Source organism: Amycolatopsis sp. NBC_01307, assembly GCF_035975215.1.
Lineage (GTDB): Bacteria > Actinomycetota > Actinomycetes > Mycobacteriales > Pseudonocardiaceae > Amycolatopsis.
Map to the genome: position 1 here is coordinate 4435616 of NZ_CP108403.1, position 18031 is coordinate 4453646.

Consider the following 18031-nt stretch of genomic DNA (forward strand, 5'->3'; position numbering starts at 1 on the left):
TCAGCCGACGTGCAGGGTGGCCGGGTCACTTGTCGTGCTGCCGGCCAGGTTGGTGAACACGGCTCGATACTGCGTGCCGTCGGCCGCGCCGCTCACCGTGAGTGTCGGTGACGTCGCCGCCGGGACGTCGGCCCACTCGCCACCGGGCAGCCACTGCTGCCAGCGCACCAGCGGGGCCGGGTCGCCGACGGCGTAGGCCGTGAACGTGGCGTCCGGTGCGGCGGTCGCGTCCTGGGGCTGCTGGGACACCACCGGAGCCGTCGGCTCCGCCGACGTCAGCTGGATCGGGACGACGTCGCCGCCGGTGACGGTCACCGCGATCCGGCCGATCGCCAGCCCGCCCGTCCCGATGTTCAGCCGCAGGTCCGAGTGGTTGTTCTCGCGGTTCGCGAACGCGGCGTCGGGCAGCGGGACGACCGCGGTCCGCCAGGTACCCGTGTCCTCCCCGGTCACGGCCGCCGACTCGCGGTAGGCGTTGTTCGGCACGTCGGCGCCCGAGTCGTACTGGATGTTCCAGCTGCCGGTACCCCGGTCGAAATAGCTGACGTACGCGGTGGCCTGGTAGCTACCGCCCGGGACGACGCCGTCGTCGAGGTCCAGGTAGACGAACGGCGACGCGGCACCCGTCGTCGTGCGAGCGGGCAGCCCGCCCGCGGTCACCGGGATCGTCCGGCCGTCGTCGCCGTCCCGGACGCTCGCGCCGTGCGCGCTGTCCGGGTCGCCGAACGAGTCGCCGACGATCGCGGCCCCGCCGGCCGGCTGCCCGACGCCGACGGCGAAGACGTGCGTGGCCGGGCTGCCCGCCGCCTGGCCCGGCGCGCTGTCGGGCAGGACCACGTACCGGACCGTCTTCGCCGGGTCCAGCGTCGTCCAGGCCAGGTAGACGTGCACGTTCTGGTTCTGGCGCGCGCTGTCCGGCCCGACGTTGATGTACGGCGTCGTGGCCGCGATCGACGTCCCCGGCGACGCGCTGCCCGACCACCAGTCGGCGAAGGACAGCGTGTAGCTCTGCGTGCTGCCGTCGGTGTAGACGACGGTGCCCGGCGCGGACGTGCTGCCGAAGGCGCTGGCGCCGAGGAACCCGAGCAGCCGGCCCGAACCGCTGACCGGCAGCACCTGACCGGCCGCGATGACGTTGTCGGGGACGTTCGGCCGCGGCCACGCGAAGGTGATCCCGCCCGCGGTGACGGGCTGTCCCGGCGCGAAGCCGGCGGCGGCCAGCGCCTGGGCCGAGTAGTTCAGGCCGCTGCCGTCGAACGCGCCGGCGGCGGGCAGGCCGTCGTCGCTGATCCCGGAGTTGTTGTAAGCGGCCGCCACCGAGCCGTACGGCACCTTGACGTCGCCGCTGGAGGTGAACGTCCCGGCGCTGGACGTCGCGGTGAAGCCGATCGGGTAGGTGCCGGGCTGGGCGTCGGCCTCGGCCGTGACGGTCCACTTCACCGTGACCGACGCGCCCGCCGGGACGCGGCCGGAGCCGGCCGGGGTCGACGGCGTGGCGGTCCAGCCTGCCGGGAGAGCGATCGCCACGGCGAGCCCCCGGACGTCCTTGGTGCTGCCGTTGACGAACGTCGCCGTCGCCGTGCCCTGCTCGCCCGCCGCCAGGAACGCCGGCACCGTGCTCGTCAGCGTGCCCGTGACGACGATCGGCGCCGACCCGGAGACGCCGTTCACGGTCGCGGTGATCGTCGCGACGCCGTCCTTGATCGTGTGCACGATCCCCTTGCCGTCGACGCTCGCGACGTCCGGATTGCTGCTCTGGTACGCGACATGAGCATGGGCGAGATCCACAAAGGACTGATCGTCGTTCACCGCTTCGACGACGTCGTCCGCGACGATGCCCAGGTCGCGGTCCGGCTGCTCGGCCGGGTTCGTGTCGTCGGCCAGCCACCGGTTCGCGCCCGTCAGGTCGAGGCTCTGCCCGGGGTGGTACACGACGGCCTCGGGCTGCACGGTCACCGTCTTCACGCGCGGCTTCGGCGTCCCGGTCACCTGAACGTCCTTGCGGGCCACGATCGTCGCCGCGTCGGTGCCCACCCGGAACTGGTAGGTGCCGTCCGCGACCGTCTCACGCGAGTGCGCGGTGTCCCACAGCGCGAGGTCGCGGACGCGCACCGGCAGCACGAGGTGCTGGGTCTGGCCCGGGGCGAGCGACTGCGTCTTGCGGAACCCGGCGAGGCGCTGCAGCGGCTCGTCACCGGTGCCCGCGCCGGGCGTGGCCACGTACAGCTGCGCGACGGTGGTTCCCGGGCGCTGTCCGGTGTTCGTCACATCAAGGCTGACGTTCACCGTGCCGTCGGCGGACACCGCCTGGTGGTCGGCGGCGACGCGGGAGAACCGGAAGGTGCTGTAGCTCAGCCCGTAGCCGAACGGGCGGGTCGGCGCGCCGGTGAAGTACTGGTAGGTGCGCCCCAGCCCGCCGGTCGCGGCGGCGCTCAGCCCGTAGTCGTGCACGTCCGGCAGCTGCGCGTCGCCTTGGTACCACGTGAAGTCCAGGTGCCCGTCCGGGTTCTGGGCGCCGAACAGGACGTCGGCGAGCGCGGTGCCCTGGCTCTGCCCGTTGTAACCGCTGAACAGGATCGCCGGCACCTTCGCCTCGATGTCGCCCAGCGCGACCGGCCCGAGGGTCTGCAGCGCGAGCGCGGTCCGCGGGTTGCCCAGCGCGCTGACCTGGTCGATCAGCGACGTGTAGTTGCCCGGCAGCGCGAGCGACGCGCGGTCGTGGCCCTCCCCCGCCGTCGCGCGGTCCGTGCCGGCGGCGATCACGACCAGGTCGGCGGCCCGGACGGCCGCCTTGGTCGCCTCGCTCAGCACCGCGGGCGTCGTCGCCGTGGTCGACGTCCCCGCCGCGTCGAAGACGACGGACGCGTTCGGCAGCGCGGCCCGGATGCCCTGCACGGCGTTGACGGTGTGGGTCGGCTGGCCGCTGTAACCGCCGAGTGTCACCGTGTTCGCCAGGTCGCCGAGGACGACGACCTTCGCGGTCTTCGCCGGGTCGGCCGGCAGCAGCGGAGCACCACCCGGCAGCGGCGCGTTCTTCAGCAGCACCATGGAGTTGTCGGCGACCTTCGTCGCGAGGGCCTGGTGCGCCGGGCTTTCGATGACGGACTTGCCGATCTTCGTGTAGCCGACCCGGTCGGCCGGGTCGAACTCGCCGGTGGCCATGCGCGTGGTGAACAGCCGGACGAGACCGGCGTCGAGCACGCCTTCGGACAGGATCCCCGCGTCGATGGCGGCCTGGATGTTCGTGAGCGTCGCCTGGTCGCCCGTGCAGTTGAGCTGCGTCCCGGCACGCAGGCCGTACGCCTCGGCGCCGGCCGCGGCCGGGATCGTCGCGCCGGTCGTGGTGTTCGTCCAGATCACCTGCGCACCCGCGACGGAAGCGCGCCAGCCCGGCGCGGCCCACAGGTGTCCGCCCGGCGGCGGCTGCCACGCCGTGGCGATCGCGTCGCAGTCCGACGTCGTGTAGCCGTCGAAGCCGAAGGTGCGCTGGGCCAGCTGGTTCACCAGGTAGGTGTTGACCGCGCCGGGCGTGCCGTCGATCGCGTTGTACGACGTCATCAGCCCGCTGACGTGGTCGTCCTCGACGAGCTTCTGGAACTGTCTGAGGTAATACTGGTGCAGGTCGGCCTCGGTGGTCGGCGAGTCGCCGGAGAGCCGGTCGTCCTCGACGTTGTTGAGCGCGTAGTGCTTGGCCGTGGCGGCCACCTTGAGGTACGGCGTCATCGGCGTGCCGTCGAGCGTGTAACCCTGGTAACCGTCGACGAACGCGCCTGCCATCTTCCCGACGAGGTACGGGTCCTCGCCGAACGCCTCGTCGGTGCGGCCCCAGCGCGGGTCGCGGTCGAGGTTGACCGTGGGCGCCCAATAGGTGAGGTCGCCGTACTCGCCGACGTTCGGGCCGATGTTGTTCTGCCCGGTCCCGAACAGCGACTTGTCCAGGAAGCCGCGGGCCTCGTCGGAGATCGCCGTCGTCTCGGCGTAGGTCAGCGCCGGGTCCCACGACATCGTCGCGGCGAAGTTCACCGGGAAGCTCGTCGCGTGCACGTCGTCCACGTCGCCCTGGCCGCCCGCGCCGGCGTCGCCGCCGAGCCGGTTCAGGCCGTGCTGCCCTTCGCTCCAGTAGGTGTACTGCTGCACGCCGAGCCGCGGAATCGCGGGCGCGTTGTTCGTGTGCAGCTGCTGCACCTTTTCCGGCAGCGTCATGCGCGAAACCAGATCGGCGGCGCGTTCGGCGAAGCTGTAATGGGTGTCCCGGTAAATCGGCGTGCCGGGCGCGGGAGCCGCGACGGCCGCATCGGTGACCACGGCAGCGGTGACGGCGATTCCGCTCAGCGCGGCGACGGCGAAAGCCGTGTACCGGTGGGCGGGACGCGTGTGGGCCATGGGAAAACCTCCAGGGGCGGACCGACGCGAGAAGCCACACTTCCGCCGTTCAGCACGGAAAGTCAAGGGCGGAACGCGATCTTGTCCCCTTTGTTCGACGCAAAACCGGAACAGGACAAGACGTAAAGTTTCAGCAAGCTCCCTACGGCGTGAGCGGTATTGACAGATATGGGAGAAATGCCGACACTTCGAGGCGCCGCCTGACCGCGATGCCGACGATTCCGGAGGCTTGCCGTGCGCCGATCCCCGTCCCGGAAAGCGTCGTGGAAAGGGCTCCCCGCCGCGATCCTGCTCGCGCTCGGCGTCGCCACGCCGGCCACCGCGGCCACCGTGGCGGTGCCGCTCGTGACGCATCCCGCGCAGTACGTCGACCCGATGATCGGGACGGGCACCGGCGGCGCGGAAGTCGGGCAGATCAACAACTTCCCCGGCCCGGCGGTGCCGTTCGGCATGCTCCAGTGGAGCCCGGACACCCCCGGCGCGTACGCCGGTTATTCCTACGACAGCACGCAGATCAGCGGCTTCAGCCTCACGCACGCCTCCGTCGGCTGCCGGCAGTTCGGCGACGTGCCGATCCTGCCGGTGGTGGGTGACGTCGGCGCCGCGCCGTGGAACCGCGCCGAGACGTTCTCCCACAGCACCGAGACGGCCCGAGCCGGGGCCTACAGCGTGACGCTGGCCGACTCGGACGTGCGCGTCGACCTGAGCTCCACGACCCGCACGGGCCTCGCCGCGTTCACCTTCCCCGCCAGTGACCAGGCGCAGGTGCTCGTCAAGGCGGGCGCCAGCCTCAACGGCAACCAGGCCGCCGGTCTGCGGACGGTCGGCGACCGCGAGGTGACCGGCTCGGCCACCACCGGGGACTTCTGCGGCAAGCAGAACAAGTACACGATCTACTTCTCGGTGCGGTTCGACCGCCCGTTCACGACGGCGGGTGGCTGGGACGGCACGACGGTCGGCGCACCGGGCTCGTCGATCGACGTCTCCGGCCCGCACTCGGGCGGCTACCTGACGTTCGACACGCGGACGAACCGGACGGTCCACGCGAAAGTCGCGATCTCCTTCGTCGACACCGCCGGTGCCCAGCGGAACATGGCCGAGATCCCCGGCTGGGACCCCGGCCCGGTCCAAGCCGCCGCGCGCACGCAGTGGGACGACGTCCTCGCGCGCATCCAGGTCGGCGGCGGCACGGACGCTCGGCTGCGGACGTTCTACACCGCGCTCTACCACTCGCTGCTGTACCCGACGACGTTCAGCGACGTCGACGGCCGCTACCTCGGCTTCGATGCGAAGGTCCACGCGGTGAGCGGCCACCAGCGCGTCCAGTACGCCAACTTCTCGCTGTGGGACACGTATCGCTGCCTCGCCGCGCTGCAGGCGTTGCTGCTGCCGGACGTCGGCAGCGACCTCGCCCAGTCGCTGGTGAACGACGCCGAGCAGTTCGGCTGGCTGCCGAAGTGGCCCGTGATGAACGGGGAGTCCGGCGTGATGAACGGCGACAACGTCGTCCCGTTCCTCGCGTCGCTGCACGCCTTCGGCGCCCGGGACTTCGACACCGGCACCGCGCTGACGTACCTGCTGAAGGGCGCGACGACACCGGCCCCGGCCGGGTTCCCCTACCTCGAACGCCAAGGCGTCGCCGACTACCAGGCCTACGGCTACGTGCCCAACGACCGGGCCGAACTGGGGCACGTGCGCGAAGGCGCGTCGCAGACCCTCGAGTACGCGATCGACGACTTCGCGATCTCGCGGTTCGCCGGCGCACTCGGCCGGGGCGACACGGCCGGCGCGTTCGCGGCGCGCGGGCAGAACTGGCAGAACGTCTTCGACGGCGGCACCGGCTACCTGCGGCCTAAGGACAGCACCGGCGCCTTCCCCACCGGGCCCGGGTTCGTCGCGCCGCCACCCGGCCAGTTCGGCCAGGACGGCTTCGACGAGGGCAACGCCGCGCAGTACAACTACCTCGTCCCGCAGAACATGGCCGGGCTGATCACGGCCATGGGCGGCCGCGACGCCGTCAACCAGCGGGCCGACGCGTTCTTCCGGCTGCTCAACGCCGGGCCGAACCTGCCGAACCAGTGGTCCGGCAACGAGATCGACTTCGCCACGCCCTGGCTCTACGACTACACCGGGCAGCCCTGGAAGACCCAGGAGGTCGTCCGCCGCATCGAAACCCAGCTGTTCTCCGCGACCCCGGACGGCGAGCCCGGCAACGACGACCTGGGCGCGCAGTCGTCCTGGTACGTGTGGGCCGCGCTCGGGCTCTACCCGGTGACGCCGGGCACGACCGACCTCGCGTTCGCCAGCCCGCTGTTCCCGAAGGCCGTGATCCACCTGGCGAACGGCCGCGCGATCACGATCGATGCCCCCGCCGCGGCCGACGACCACCCCTACGTCACCGGTCTGACCCTCGACGGCAAGCGGTGGGACAAGACGGTCCTGCCGGACACGGCGCTGCGGTCCGGCGCGAAGCTGACCTTCGCGCTTTCGGCGCAGCCCAACACGTCCTGGGCAACGGCCGCCGGGGCCGCTCCACCGTCCTATCAGGACCGTCAGGCGCCCGCCATCGGCTACACCAGCCCGAGCGGCGGGGTGGTCACGGGCCAGGGCACGTCGTTCCCGGCGACCGTCGGCGTGGTCGACGCCGGGGGCCGCGCCGGTCCCGTGCGCTGGACGGCGAACCCCCCGGCGGGCATCACCGTGACGCCGTCGTCGGGCGTGCTGCGCCCCGGGACGAGCCAGGCGGTCACCGTCGCGGTCACCGCCGATGCGGCGCAGGGCAGCCACCCCGTGCCGGTGAGCTTCGCCGATTCCACCGGAAAGGCGCTGCCGGGGAGCACGATCGGCGTGACGGTGCCCGCGGCCGACGGCGCGGCGACCGTGTGCGACACCCTCGGCGCCACCGACACCGAGTGCGGCCTGCAGCGGCTCGACAACGACGACGGCCGCTCCGAAGCGGGCACCGTCGCGGGCCGCCCGGCCCGCACCACGGTGAACGGCTACCTGTACTTCGGGGTCACGAACGACCTTGTACCGGGCGGCTCCGCCTACACGGCCACGATCGACGTCGACTACTTCGACCAGGGCACCGGGACGTGGAACGTGCAGTACGACTCGACCGGGGAGCCGTATAAGGGCAGCGCCTCGGTGACGAACACGAACACCGGCACCTGGAAGACGGCGACCTTCACCCTGCCCGACGCGGGGTTCGGCAACCGGGAGAACGCCGGCGCCGACTTCCGCGTCGCCACCGGTCCCGGGTTCGGCATCGCCCGGGTCCACGTCCGCGTGTCCGGCGGGAACGTCCTGGCGCTGCACCTCTGTCCCGGGGACTGAGCCCCGGGCGGTGACCACCACATGGCCGGACCGTGAGCCGCCGAGTGGCCCAATCCGTGAATTTCCGCCCGGCTTCCGGCGGGACGGTGCTAGCTTCCGTCCGTCATTCGCCCGAGCGAGGTGTACCAGTGACCGTGACCCTGCACGTGGACAAGTTCGCTGCCTACCTGCGCATGTTGAAGGACCGCAGCGGGCAGGGATACGAACGTCTCGGCCGGCGGGCCGGGGCCAGCGGCTCCAGCCTGCACCGGTACTGCTCGGGCCAGAGCGTGCCCGCCGACTACCGCGTGGTCCACTCGTTCGCCAAGGTCTGCGGCGCGTCCGCGGAGGAACTGCGCGAGCTGCACCAGCTGTGGGCCCTGGCCGACGCCGGCCGGGTCGAGGAGGGGCACGCCGAGGCGCCGGTCGTCCCCGCGACCGCGACGCCGGCCCCCGCTGCGGACGTCACACCGCGACGCAGACGCGGGTACGCGGCCCTGGCCATCGCGATCATGATCCTGCTGGCGGGCGGCCTGGTCTGGGTCACCGCCGACGGGTCCGAGCCGCCCCCCGGCCGGTACGCCGACCGGGTGCTCTTCTCGCCGGCCTGTCAGCCGCCGGTGAGCATGGGCCAGCACGACGAGTGCGTCACCGAGGTGCAGAACCTGCTGGTCGCGGCCCAGGGGCGGCTCTCGGTCGACGGCTCGTTCGGCCCGGAGACGCTGCGCCGGGTCACCGCGTTCCAGGTCATGGCCGGCCTGCCCGCGCGCGGCGTCGTCGACGAGGCCACCAAGAACGCGCTGTACGACCGCCGGACCAGCCTGGCGGCCTGGCCGGGGCCGCTGGTGGAGCAGCGGATCCGGGCCGTGTTCACCGAGGCGCCGGACACCGCGGTCGCGATCGCCCGCTGCGCCTCGTTCCTCGATCCGCTGTGGGTGCTGCCGAACACGAACGGCAGCCGCAACTGGGGGATCTTCCAGATCTCCGACGCCCGCCTGCTGGACCTGGGCGGCACGCCGCGGCAGGCGTTCGACCCGGTCTGGAACATCGACGCGGCGCACCGCTTGTGGAGCGCCCACCACGACTTCCGCGACTGGCCCTCCTGCTCGGCGGCCCTCCAGGACCCGCGGTCGCACTGAACGCGGGCGCCGGTGCTCGTTCCCGCCGAGCCGCCCGGGTCACGGCCCGGCCGCGATCTCCCCGAAGGGCGGCCGGGTGACACCCCGTGTCCGCGCACGCCGGACGCACCCGCGCCGGCGGCTCGCGGCTTCGGGCCCGGCACCCACGGTCCCGACACCCGCCCCGGCGGCCACACCCCCGGCACCCGGCCGGGCGATCCCGGGCACACCGGCCCCGGCGGTCCGCACAGTCCCGAAAGCCACGGTCCGCACGAAAGCGGTCCGCGTGAACACCGTCCGCACGAAACGGCCACCACGACCCGGACGGTGGTCCGCCCCACCACGGTGAGCCGCTCAGCCCGGACGAGGTCGACGCGCGGCACGCCGAAATTCCCGCCGAGCCGCCCGGGGCACGGCTTGGCGGGCTGCCCGAGCACAAGATCCTGACGCCGGAAACCCCCGGGGAGAGGGGTTCCCGGCGTCAGACCCCCAGCGCCGGTCAGACCGTCCCGTTCTCCCACCACCACGCGCGACCGAGGTCGGCCCGGCTGTCCACGTGCTGGTGGTCGGTGTTGTAGGTCTCCAGGCCAGAGAACCCGCTGGTCTCGGCCTTCTGGTAGACGGTCTTGTTCGCCACGCCCGGCACGTCCAGGTCGGCCGCGGTGCCGTACATGTGCATGCTGTCGCTGGCGCCGCCGATCTCGGCGTTGTGCGCGATGCTGCGGAAGCCGGAGTTCACGGTGATCGGCTTGTTCCCGAGCTTCTTGCGCACCGCCTCCAGCTTGTACATGCAGCGGCGGGCGTTCTCCTTGGCGGTGGCCGCGCTGACCTTGCCGCCGTTGAAGGTGCCGCTCACCCGGTCGGTGAACTCGCTGAAGTTGAAGTGCGCGGTGGACCCGTCGCTCTGCTCCAGCGCGTTGAGCGCGCTCTGGGTGGCCGGGCCGGCCTCGCCGTCGGCACCCAGGCCGTAGGCCGCCTGGAAGCGGCGGACCGCCGCGGCCGTGCCGGGGCCGAACTCGCCGTCGATCGAGACCCGGCTGTGGCTCGCCGAGTCGGCCGCCCAGCCCGCCACCCGGATCTGCAGTTCGGTGACGTCGGCGCCGGTGCTGCCCTCGGCCAGGGTGCGGGACCACGGGTACGCCTGGGCGATGCCCGGCAGCAGGAGCGGGCTGACCGCGACGGCGGTGCCGATCACCGCCGCGCTGCGCAGCAGCGTGCGACGGCTCATGGGGAGACTCATTCTCGTCCTTTCCTAGCGGGATTCTCGGGCGGGATTCAGCGGTTGGCGAGCTGGTCGAGATCGGCCTGGGTGCCGTTGAAGACGTCGCCGGTCGCCGGCGCGGGGATGCCGTCGGGGATGGCCGCGTCGGTGTACTGCCACATCAGCCAGGTGCTCGACCCGGCGGGCAGCGACGGCTGCGTGACCGACTGGCGGTAGTCGGCGAGCTGCATCGGATAGGCCGCGAACGCCGTGGTGCCGCCCAGGCAGGCGTCCAGGAACGACTTCTGGGTGTAGATGATCGGGGTCCGCCCGAACGCCGCCTGGACCTTGTCCAGCCACGCCTTCGCGTCGGCGACGGTGACGTACGGCGGGCAGCCGCCGGAGCCGTCGTCCTTCCACTCCAGGTCGAACACGGGCGGCAGATCACCGGCGCGCTTGCCGGTGTACCCGGTGGCCCGCACCGCGGCGATGAACCGGTCCGCCTGCGCGCCGCCGGTGCCGGCCGTGGTGCCCGTGTAGAAGTGGTACGGCCCGACGGCCAGGCCGGCGGTGCGGGCGGCGGGCAGGTCCGTGGCCAGGTACTCGTCGGTGGTGTTCAGGCCGCGGGTCGCCTTGACGGTCGCGAACTCGACACCGGACGCCTTCACCGCGGCCCAGTTGATCGGGGCGCCGCCGGGGTGCTGGTACTTCGCCGTGTCGACGCCGTCGATCGGGCGTCCCGCGGGCTTCGGCGGCACGCAGTAGGCGTTGCGGCTTGACCAGTCGGCCACCTTCGCCCACGTGGTGGGCCCGGCGACGCCGTCGGCGCTGGCGTTGACGCAGTGCTGGAACTGGATCACCCGGTTGCGGGTGCCGTCACCGAAGTTGCCGTCCACCGTCAGCGGCGGGTAGTGCCCCGGCTCCATGGCGAGGTTCAGCCGGCACTGGAGCTCCTTGACGTCCGTGCCGGTGGAACCGCTCTGCAGGGTCGGGCGGGCCGTGGAGAGGCCGCACACCACGCTCTGCGCGGCGTCCGCCGTGCCCTGGGTGGCGCACTTCTTCGGCCGCGCGGCCCACGAGTTCAGCGCGGTCCAGGTGTTCGGCCCGATCTGGCCGTCCACGCTCAGCGCGGCGCACCGCTGGAATACGCGCACCCGGGCGTCGGTGGCCGCGCCGAAGGAGCCGTCCGCGCCGATGGGCGTGTACTTGCTCGTCTTGGTCGCCAGGTTCAGTTCGCACTGCGCCTCGGCGACCTCGGTGCCGGTCGACCCTTGCTGCAAGGTCGGCTGGGCGGTGGTGTGCCCGCACACCGCAACGGGTTCGGCCGCGACTGTGGCAGCGGCCGCGGCGGGGAACACCAGCAGCACCGCGACGACCAGAGCGAGTCTTTGCATGGCGAGCAGGCTGGCAGTGCCCGCCCCCGCCGGTCGCGGTCAGCGACCGACTCGGGACGCCGGGACAGTCCCACCCCACCGGACCAGCGGGAACGCCACCCCCGTGGGACACCGCTGGGACGCCGTCCCGGCCCCGGCGGCCCGGGTCGGTCCGGATCACGGTGCCGGTCGGCGGCGGATCGACGTCAGCGCGGCGGGCCGACGATGACGTTCCCGAACTTCTCGGCCGCCTCCGCCATCCGGTCCGGGGAGATCTCGAAACCGTCGGGCCGGGGCTCGGCGCGGTCGCGGCCGGCGTGGCGGAACATGCCCTCGATGCCCGCCGGGGTGTTGATCACCAGCAGGTCGGCCTTCGCGGACGTGATGCGGTAGGCGTGCGGGATGTTCTTGGGCAGGAAGACGATGCCGCCCTCCGCCAGCTCCATCTCCTCCTCCCCCACCCACACCAGCGCGGTGCCCTTGATGAGCATGAACACCTCGTCTTCCCGGGTGTGCAGGTGGAACGGCGGCGCTTCACCCTTCTCGACGTCGAACCGGCCGACCATCAGCTGGCCGTCGGTGGCCGCGCTGTCGAGCAGGATCGACAGCGTGCCGCCGTCGAGCCACTCCAGTTTCTGCTGCTGATCGGGCTGGGCGAGGTAGGCCATGCTCATCGGGTGGCTCCGTTCGAAGGGACGGTCAGAGGGAACCGAGGACACGCAGGCGATCGGCGACCGCGCGGCGGGCGACGTCGGTGTCCCAGGCGAAGGTCTCGAACTCGTGCGGCACCCCGGGGTGCAGGTGGAACTCCACGTCGACCCCGGCCGCGCCGAGCCGCCGGGCGTAGCCGAGGTCCTCGTCGCGGAAGATGTCGAGCTGGCCGACCTCGATGTACGTCGGCGGCAGACCCGAAAGGTCGGCGGCCCGCGCCGCGGCGGCGTACGGCGAGACGTCGGGGCCGCCCGCCCGGTCACCGAGCAGCGCTGTCCACCCTGTGGCGTTGTCCTCGTAATTCCACGTCGCGAACGGGACCAGCTCCGGGTCCGGCGTCGTCGTGCGGTCGTCGAGCATCGGGAAGACGAGGATCTGGCGCGCCACCGCCGGTCCGCCGCGGTCGCGGGCCAGCAGCGTCACCCCGGCGGCCAGGCCGCCACCGGCGCTGTCGCCCATCACGGCGATCCGGGCCGGGTCGACGCCGAGCTCGGCGGCGTGCTCGTGCAGCCACCGCAGCCCGGTGTAAACGTCCTCGATCGGGGTGGGATCGGGGTGTTCGGGGGCGAGCCGGTAGTCGACGGCCAGCATCGGCACCCCGCTCGCGGACACGTACCGGGCGATCGGCGCGTCGTAGAGCGCGACGCTGCCCAGGATCATCCCGCCGCCGTGCAGGTACAACGCGGCCGGGCCCGGGGCGGCGCCGTCCTTGGCGTACCAGCGCAGCAGCACCTTCGCGCCATCCGCGGCGACCGCGTGGAAGTCGGTGGCCGTCACGTCGGCCGGAGTGGGCTGCAGCGCCGCGGTCTGCGCCATCATCGCTTCCAGCGCGACCCGCCGGGTGGCGACGTCACCCACGGCGGGGTGCGGTGCGTCGGCCATGGCTTCGGCCATCGGCGCCAGGATCGCGGCGACCTGAGGGTCGACAGTGAACGTCACGGAGGTCCTTCTTCCCGGCACTCGTGCGCCTTAAACGGACGCTATCGTCCGTCTAACCACCTGTCAACGGCGCCCCCGGACCGTCGAGCTGCGATGATCGGTGCCGTGACCGAAGAACAGGACAAGGTCGTCCGGCGCCGGGGGCCACGACGGGACGCGGCCGACAACCGCGACCGGGTCCTGGCGGCCGCCGCCGTCGCGGTCCGCCGGGAAGGGACCGCGGTCCCGATGGCCACCATCGCGGCGGACGCCGGGGTCGGCGTCGGGACGGTGTACCGCCACTACCCCTCGCGGGAAGCACTGCTCGGCGCGTTGACGCACCGGTCCTTCCAGCTCGTGCTGGACACCGCCCGCCGGGCCGCGGCCCTCGACGGACCGGCGCTCGAGGGGATTCGCTTCTTCCTCGAGCGGACCATCGAGCACGGGCGGGACCTCGTGCTGCCGATGCACGGCGGCCCGGCACCCGGCGACCAGGCCACCGTCGCGCTCCGCAACGATGCCCACCGGACGCTGGGCTCGATCCTCGAACGGGGACAGGACGACGGCACGATCCGGCCCGACGTGACCAGAGCCGACATCGTCGGTTTCGGCGCGCTGCTGGCGCAAGGCCTGCCCGACGTCCCGGGCTGGAAACCCACGGCCCGCCGCCAAGCCGACATCTACGTCGCCGGGCTCCGGAACCTCTGACCGTCGGAAGATCACGCCGTTGACGTCTCCGGCGACGGAAACTTACGATGCGTCCACAGCCGCATACACAGGGGGAACCGATGACGGTCAAGCGCGGGTTGACGGTGGCGACGGTCCTGAGTGCCGTGGCGGTGCTCGCCGGCGGCGGCGGCGCCGCGATCGCGGCGCCGGGCGGCCCGGCCGCGGCGTCCTGCACCTACCCGGCCGACGTCCTGGACCTGCACAACTGGTACGAGGGCCTGCCGATCGGCGAGGCCGAGAACCCGAAGAACGTGAAGCAGCCCGAACTGGCGACCTACCGCGCCGACCCCTGGTTCACCACGACGGCCGACTGCACCGGCGTGCGGTTCCGGGCCGCGGTGAACGGCGTCACCACGAGCGGCTCGGGCTACCCGCGTTCGGAACTGCGCGAGACCGACGGGTCGAAGAACGCGAGCTGGTCCTCGACCTCGGGCACCCACACGATGGTGGTCAAGGAAGCGATCACGCACCTGCCCGAGGACAAGAACCAGGTGGTCGCCGGCCAGATCCACGGCTCCGACGACGACCTGACGGTGTTCCGCCTCGAAGGCGGCAACCTCTACGTCACCAAGGGCGACGACACCCACTACAAGCTCGTCACCAGCACCTACCAGCTCGGCACGGAGTTCGAGGCCAAGTACGTCGTCTCGGACGGGAAGGTCAAGGCGTACTACAACGGCACGCTGCAGACCACGATCTCCCAGAAGTTCAGCGGCGCCTACTTCAAGGCCGGCGCGTACACCCAAGCCAACTGCGACAAGTCCGCGCCGTGTTCGGACGCCAACTACGGCGAAGTGGTCATCCACGCCTTGACCGTCACCCACACGAACTGAAGGCGCACCACGGTCCGAAGTGGACACTCGCGGCCGGGCGGCGAGGTCGGTTCAGCGCTCCGGCAGCTGACGGCGTTCGCGCAGGCGGGCCAGGTCCTCGCGCATGTCCGTGGGCAGGAGCTCGGCCATCTGCTCGGGACGCAGCGGCAGGTCGAGGAGGCTGAGCTTGACCCGGCTGCGCCGGGCGTGGCGGCCGGGGTCCAGGCGCACGACCTGGGCCGCGTCCGGGCGCAGGGTCGCCGTCAGCGGAGTGGCGGGCTCGAGCGGCCGCCAGGCGTTCCCGTCGACGCGCAGCATCGGCGGCGCACTGCGGGTCGTGCCACGCAGCGTGACGACGTCGCGGGCCGGCAGCACGATCGAGCGGCTGACGCCCGACATCGACGCGACCGGGGTCACCGCGAGCACTTCCGCCGCCGGGGAGATCACCGGCCCGCCGGCGGCGTAGTTGTAGGCGGTGGAGCCGGTCGGGGTGCTCAGGATCAGGGCGTCACAGCGGTAGTACCCGAACTGCGCCCCGTCGACCAGCAGGTCGACCTCCACCGTCGCGCCGGGCTCGGCCCCGCCGACGACGACGTCGTTGAACGCGACCGCGGCCGCGTCGCCCTCTTCCAGCGCGATGCAGCTGTGCGGCTCGATTTCGAAGTCCCCGGCGTGCACCCGCTCGATCGCGCCGGCCAGCTCGGCCGGCGCGATCTCGACCAGAAAGCCGACGTTGCCGTAGTTCACCCCGAGCACCGGCACCGGCCGCTCGACGGCCAGCCGCATGGCGCCCAGCATCGTGCCGTCCCCGCCGAGGCTGGGCGCGGTGTTATCGGGCCGCGAACCCCTCGTCGGACACCACCGCCACCCCGGCCCCGACCTGCGCGGCGTCGGTTTCCCGCACCACCAGTTCGACCCCGTGCCGCTCGGCGAACGCGACCAGCACGTCGACCGAGTCGCGCACCGGCTTCCGCGGGTGCGCCACCACGCCGACGCGGGTGATCCCGAAATCTGCCATGAGGATCATTCTGGCCGCTCGGTGCCGGGAACGCTCGAGCGACGTCAGCGGGCAGGCGTCGCCGTCCCGATGATCAGCGGGTGCACCACCGAAGGCATCCCGCGCCAGCTCGCCGTGCTCAGGTCCTCGATGTCGAACCGCTGCTTGACGAGCGCGACGGTGTCGCGGTCGCACCGGCAGCCCTGCGCGAACGCCGCCCACGGCCCCGCCAGGCGCGTCTGCCGCCGGGCCAGCTTCGGGTCCTCCGCACGCACGTGCTCCAGGAACAGCAGCCGCCCACCCGGCCGCAGCACCCGCACGAGCTCGGCCAGCACCCGATCGACGTCGGGCACCGTGCACAGGACCAGTGTCGACACGACCGTGTCGACACTGGCGTCCGCCATCGGCAGCGCGTCGGCATCGGCCCGCACCGGCCGCATCCCGGCGTGGCCCCGCACGCGCTTCTCGAGCCGCCGGTACATCGCCGCGACGGGCTCGCTCAGCACGACCTCCGCCGCCGGCGGGTAGTGCCGGACGTTGAGCCCGGTCCCCGCCCCGATCTCGACCACCCGTCCGTGCGCCCGTCGCAGCAGCTCCGCGCGCCGGCCGGCCAGGCCCAGCCGCTCCCCCCGGCGCAGGAACGGGTCGTACAGCGCCGCCCCGAACCGCTCCCCGAACCCGTCCCGTGCCCCCACGTCGTCCCCTCCGGCCATCGTTCCTCCTCCGCACCACTTGATGCGACGCAGCACACCAGCCGCCGCCCGCCCACCGCATCACCCGCTCGTGCCATTCCGGGTGCTGGCCGGAACGGGCCACGCCGGCGCGTGGCCCGGCCTAAGCTGGGGAAATGCCGGAGCAAGACCAAGCCGTGCGGTTCACCGACGCGGGCGATCGCCCGGTCGCCTGGGCCACCACCGGCGCGGGCCCGCCCCTCGTCGTCGGCAGCTGGTGGTGCGGGCACCTCGAGCTGGACTGGCGGAACGCGCTGTTCCGGCGGTTCAGCGGGCTGCTCGGCGACCACTTCACGCTCGTGCGCTACGACCGGCCCGGCGTCGGCATGTCCGACCCCGCCGGGCCGCTGATCACCTCGCTCGCCGACGAAGTGGCCGCGCTGAGCGCCGTCGTCGACGCGGCCGGGGAGAAGGTGACCCTGTTCGGCGGTTCGTCCGGAGGCTGCGCCGCGATGGCGTACGCGGCGGCCCACCCGGACCGCGTGGAGCGGCTCGTCCTCTACGGCAGCTACGCCCGCGGCACCGAGATCGCCACGGCGGACGCGCGGGACTCCCTGGTGGCGCTCGTCGGCCGGCATTGGGGCGTGGGCTCCCGGGTCTTCGCCGACCTGTTCCTGCCGACCGCGACCCCGGCGGAACGCGACGAGTTCGTCCGTTTCCAGCGCGCCGGCCTGACGGCGGAGAAGGCGGAGCGCTCGCTCGCGGCGGTGTACGCGTTCGACGTCCGGGACCGGCTGGCCACGATCACGGTGCCGACCCTCGTCCTGCACCGTCGCGACGACCGCGCGATCCCGTTCGCGCTGGGCCAGGACGTCGCCGCCCGCATCCCGGGCGCCACGTTCGTCCCGCTCGACGGCACCGACCACCTGCCCTGGCGCGGGGACGTGGAAGCGCTGGTCCGCCCCGTGCGGGAGTTCCTCGGCGCCGGCCGGCGCGCCCGCCGGGCCGGCTCGCCGCGTCACGAGCTCTCCGACCGCGAACTCGACGTGCTGCGCCTGGTCGCGCAGGGGTTGAGCGACCAGGAGATCGCCCGCCGGCTCGGCATCAGCGCCCACACGGCGCACCGCCACGTGTCGAACATCCGCGGCAAGCTGGGCGTAACGTCCCGGGCGGCGGCCGCCGCGCACGCCGCCACCGCCGGACTGCTCTGACCTGCACCGGACGTCACCGGGTTTGAGCAGGCCGTCCTCGTGGTACTGCCACGAGATCATCGATGTCCCGCTTTGGAGGGTGCTCGTGCAGATCCAGGTCAACACCGACCACAACGTCCACGGTGGCGAAGGACTGGCCACCTTCGTGACCACCGACCTGGAGACCAGCCTCTCCCGGTTCGACGGCTGGTTGACCCGGGTGGAGGTGCACCTCAGCGAGGACGGCGGCGGCAAGCCGGAAGACAAGAAGTGCGTGATCGAGGCCCGCCCCGGCGGCAAGCAGCCGGTCGCGGTCACCCACCACGCCACCACCGTGGACGACGCGTACGCCGGGGCGGCGCACAAGCTGGGCAAGGTGCTGGACTCCCGGTACACCAAGGCGCACGACCACAAGGGCGGCGAGAGCATCCGGCACATGCCCGCACCGGACGACCTCGAGCAGGTCGGCACGATCGAAGACGCGCCGCGGGACTGAACACCTTCTCAAGCGATAAGTGAAACGAGTCCGGATCGCCGTCGGCCACGCGCCGGCGGCGATCATGGTGTCACCCCTTGTGCCGCGCCGTGATCTCCACCGCGTCGGCGCCCCCTT

General features: G+C 72.4%; 14 protein-coding genes. 6 read left to right on the forward strand and 8 right to left on the reverse strand.

The genetic code is table 11. The features are described from left to right. A complete protein-coding gene (locus OG439_RS18810; RefSeq protein WP_326950654.1) occupies positions 1–4383 on the reverse strand; it encodes a glycoside hydrolase family 3 C-terminal domain-containing protein in 4383 nt (1460 codons plus the stop codon). 234 nt (positions 4384–4617) lie between these two features. Between OG439_RS18810 and OG439_RS18815 the strand changes: the two genes are divergently transcribed. Beyond that, a complete protein-coding gene (locus OG439_RS18815) occupies positions 4618–7719 on the forward strand; it encodes a GH92 family glycosyl hydrolase (RefSeq protein ID WP_326950655.1) in 3102 nt (1033 codons plus the stop codon). 128 nt (positions 7720–7847) lie between these two features. Then, positions 7848–8837, forward strand: coding sequence for a helix-turn-helix domain-containing protein (locus OG439_RS18820; RefSeq protein WP_326950656.1), 990 nt, complete (start codon positions 7848–7850; stop codon positions 8835–8837). 478 nt (positions 8838–9315) lie between these two features. Here OG439_RS18820 and OG439_RS18825 read toward each other — a convergent pair whose 3' ends face one another. The 4 genes from OG439_RS18825 to OG439_RS18840 form a co-directional block, all read right to left on the reverse strand. After that, the gene (locus OG439_RS18825) at positions 9316–10044 is read right to left on the reverse strand and encodes a D-Ala-D-Ala carboxypeptidase family metallohydrolase (protein WP_247052953.1); all 729 of its coding nucleotides are present in this window, start codon (positions 10042–10044) and stop codon (positions 9316–9318) included. Between the two features lie 47 nt (positions 10045–10091). Then, a complete protein-coding gene (locus OG439_RS18830; protein WP_326950657.1) occupies positions 10092–11411 on the reverse strand; it encodes a GH25 family lysozyme in 1320 nt (439 codons plus the stop codon). A 185-nt stretch (positions 11412–11596) separates the two neighbouring features. Continuing rightward, positions 11597–12064, reverse strand: coding sequence for a cupin domain-containing protein (locus tag OG439_RS18835; RefSeq protein WP_326950658.1), 468 nt, complete (start codon positions 12062–12064; stop codon positions 11597–11599). Between the two features lie 25 nt (positions 12065–12089). After that, positions 12090–13040 carry an alpha/beta hydrolase gene (locus tag OG439_RS18840; protein WP_326950659.1) on the reverse strand — a complete coding sequence of 317 codons (951 nt, stop codon included), beginning with the start codon at positions 13038–13040 and terminating at the stop codon, positions 12090–12092. A 105-nt stretch (positions 13041–13145) separates the two neighbouring features. On the opposite strand from OG439_RS18840, the gene OG439_RS18845 reads away from it, so the two are divergent. Continuing rightward, entirely contained in the window at positions 13146–13727 is a 582-nt protein-coding gene (locus OG439_RS18845; protein WP_326950660.1) for a TetR/AcrR family transcriptional regulator, read from the forward strand. An 80-nt stretch (positions 13728–13807) separates the two neighbouring features. Continuing rightward, positions 13808–14581, forward strand: a complete 774-nt coding sequence (locus tag OG439_RS18850; RefSeq protein WP_326950661.1) for a polysaccharide lyase family 7 protein — start codon at positions 13808–13810, stop codon at positions 14579–14581. A 51-nt stretch (positions 14582–14632) separates the two neighbouring features. Here OG439_RS18850 and OG439_RS18855 read toward each other — a convergent pair whose 3' ends face one another. The 3 genes from OG439_RS18855 to OG439_RS18865 are packed head-to-tail and all read right to left on the reverse strand — an operon-like array spanning position 14633 to position 16270. Then, positions 14633–15358, reverse strand: coding sequence for an NAD(+)/NADH kinase (locus OG439_RS18855; RefSeq protein ID WP_326950662.1), 726 nt, complete (start codon positions 15356–15358; stop codon positions 14633–14635). Positions 15359–15389: 31 nt separating this feature from the next. After that, complete coding sequence (locus OG439_RS18860) at positions 15390–15578, reverse strand: hypothetical protein (protein WP_326950663.1); 189 nt, start codon at positions 15576–15578, stop codon at positions 15390–15392. 44 nt (positions 15579–15622) lie between these two features. Then, a complete protein-coding gene (locus tag OG439_RS18865; RefSeq protein ID WP_326950664.1) occupies positions 15623–16270 on the reverse strand; it encodes a class I SAM-dependent methyltransferase in 648 nt (215 codons plus the stop codon). 134 nt (positions 16271–16404) lie between these two features. On the opposite strand from OG439_RS18865, the gene OG439_RS18870 reads away from it, so the two are divergent. Both OG439_RS18870 and OG439_RS18875 read left to right on the forward strand, forming a co-directional pair. Continuing rightward, positions 16405–17439, forward strand: a complete 1035-nt coding sequence (locus tag OG439_RS18870) for an alpha/beta fold hydrolase (protein ID WP_326950665.1) — start codon at positions 16405–16407, stop codon at positions 17437–17439. 79 nt (positions 17440–17518) lie between these two features. Then, positions 17519–17914 carry an HPF/RaiA family ribosome-associated protein gene (locus tag OG439_RS18875; protein WP_326950666.1) on the forward strand — a complete coding sequence of 132 codons (396 nt, stop codon included), beginning with the start codon at positions 17519–17521 and terminating at the stop codon, positions 17912–17914. Positions 17915–18031: the final 117 nt, after the last annotated feature.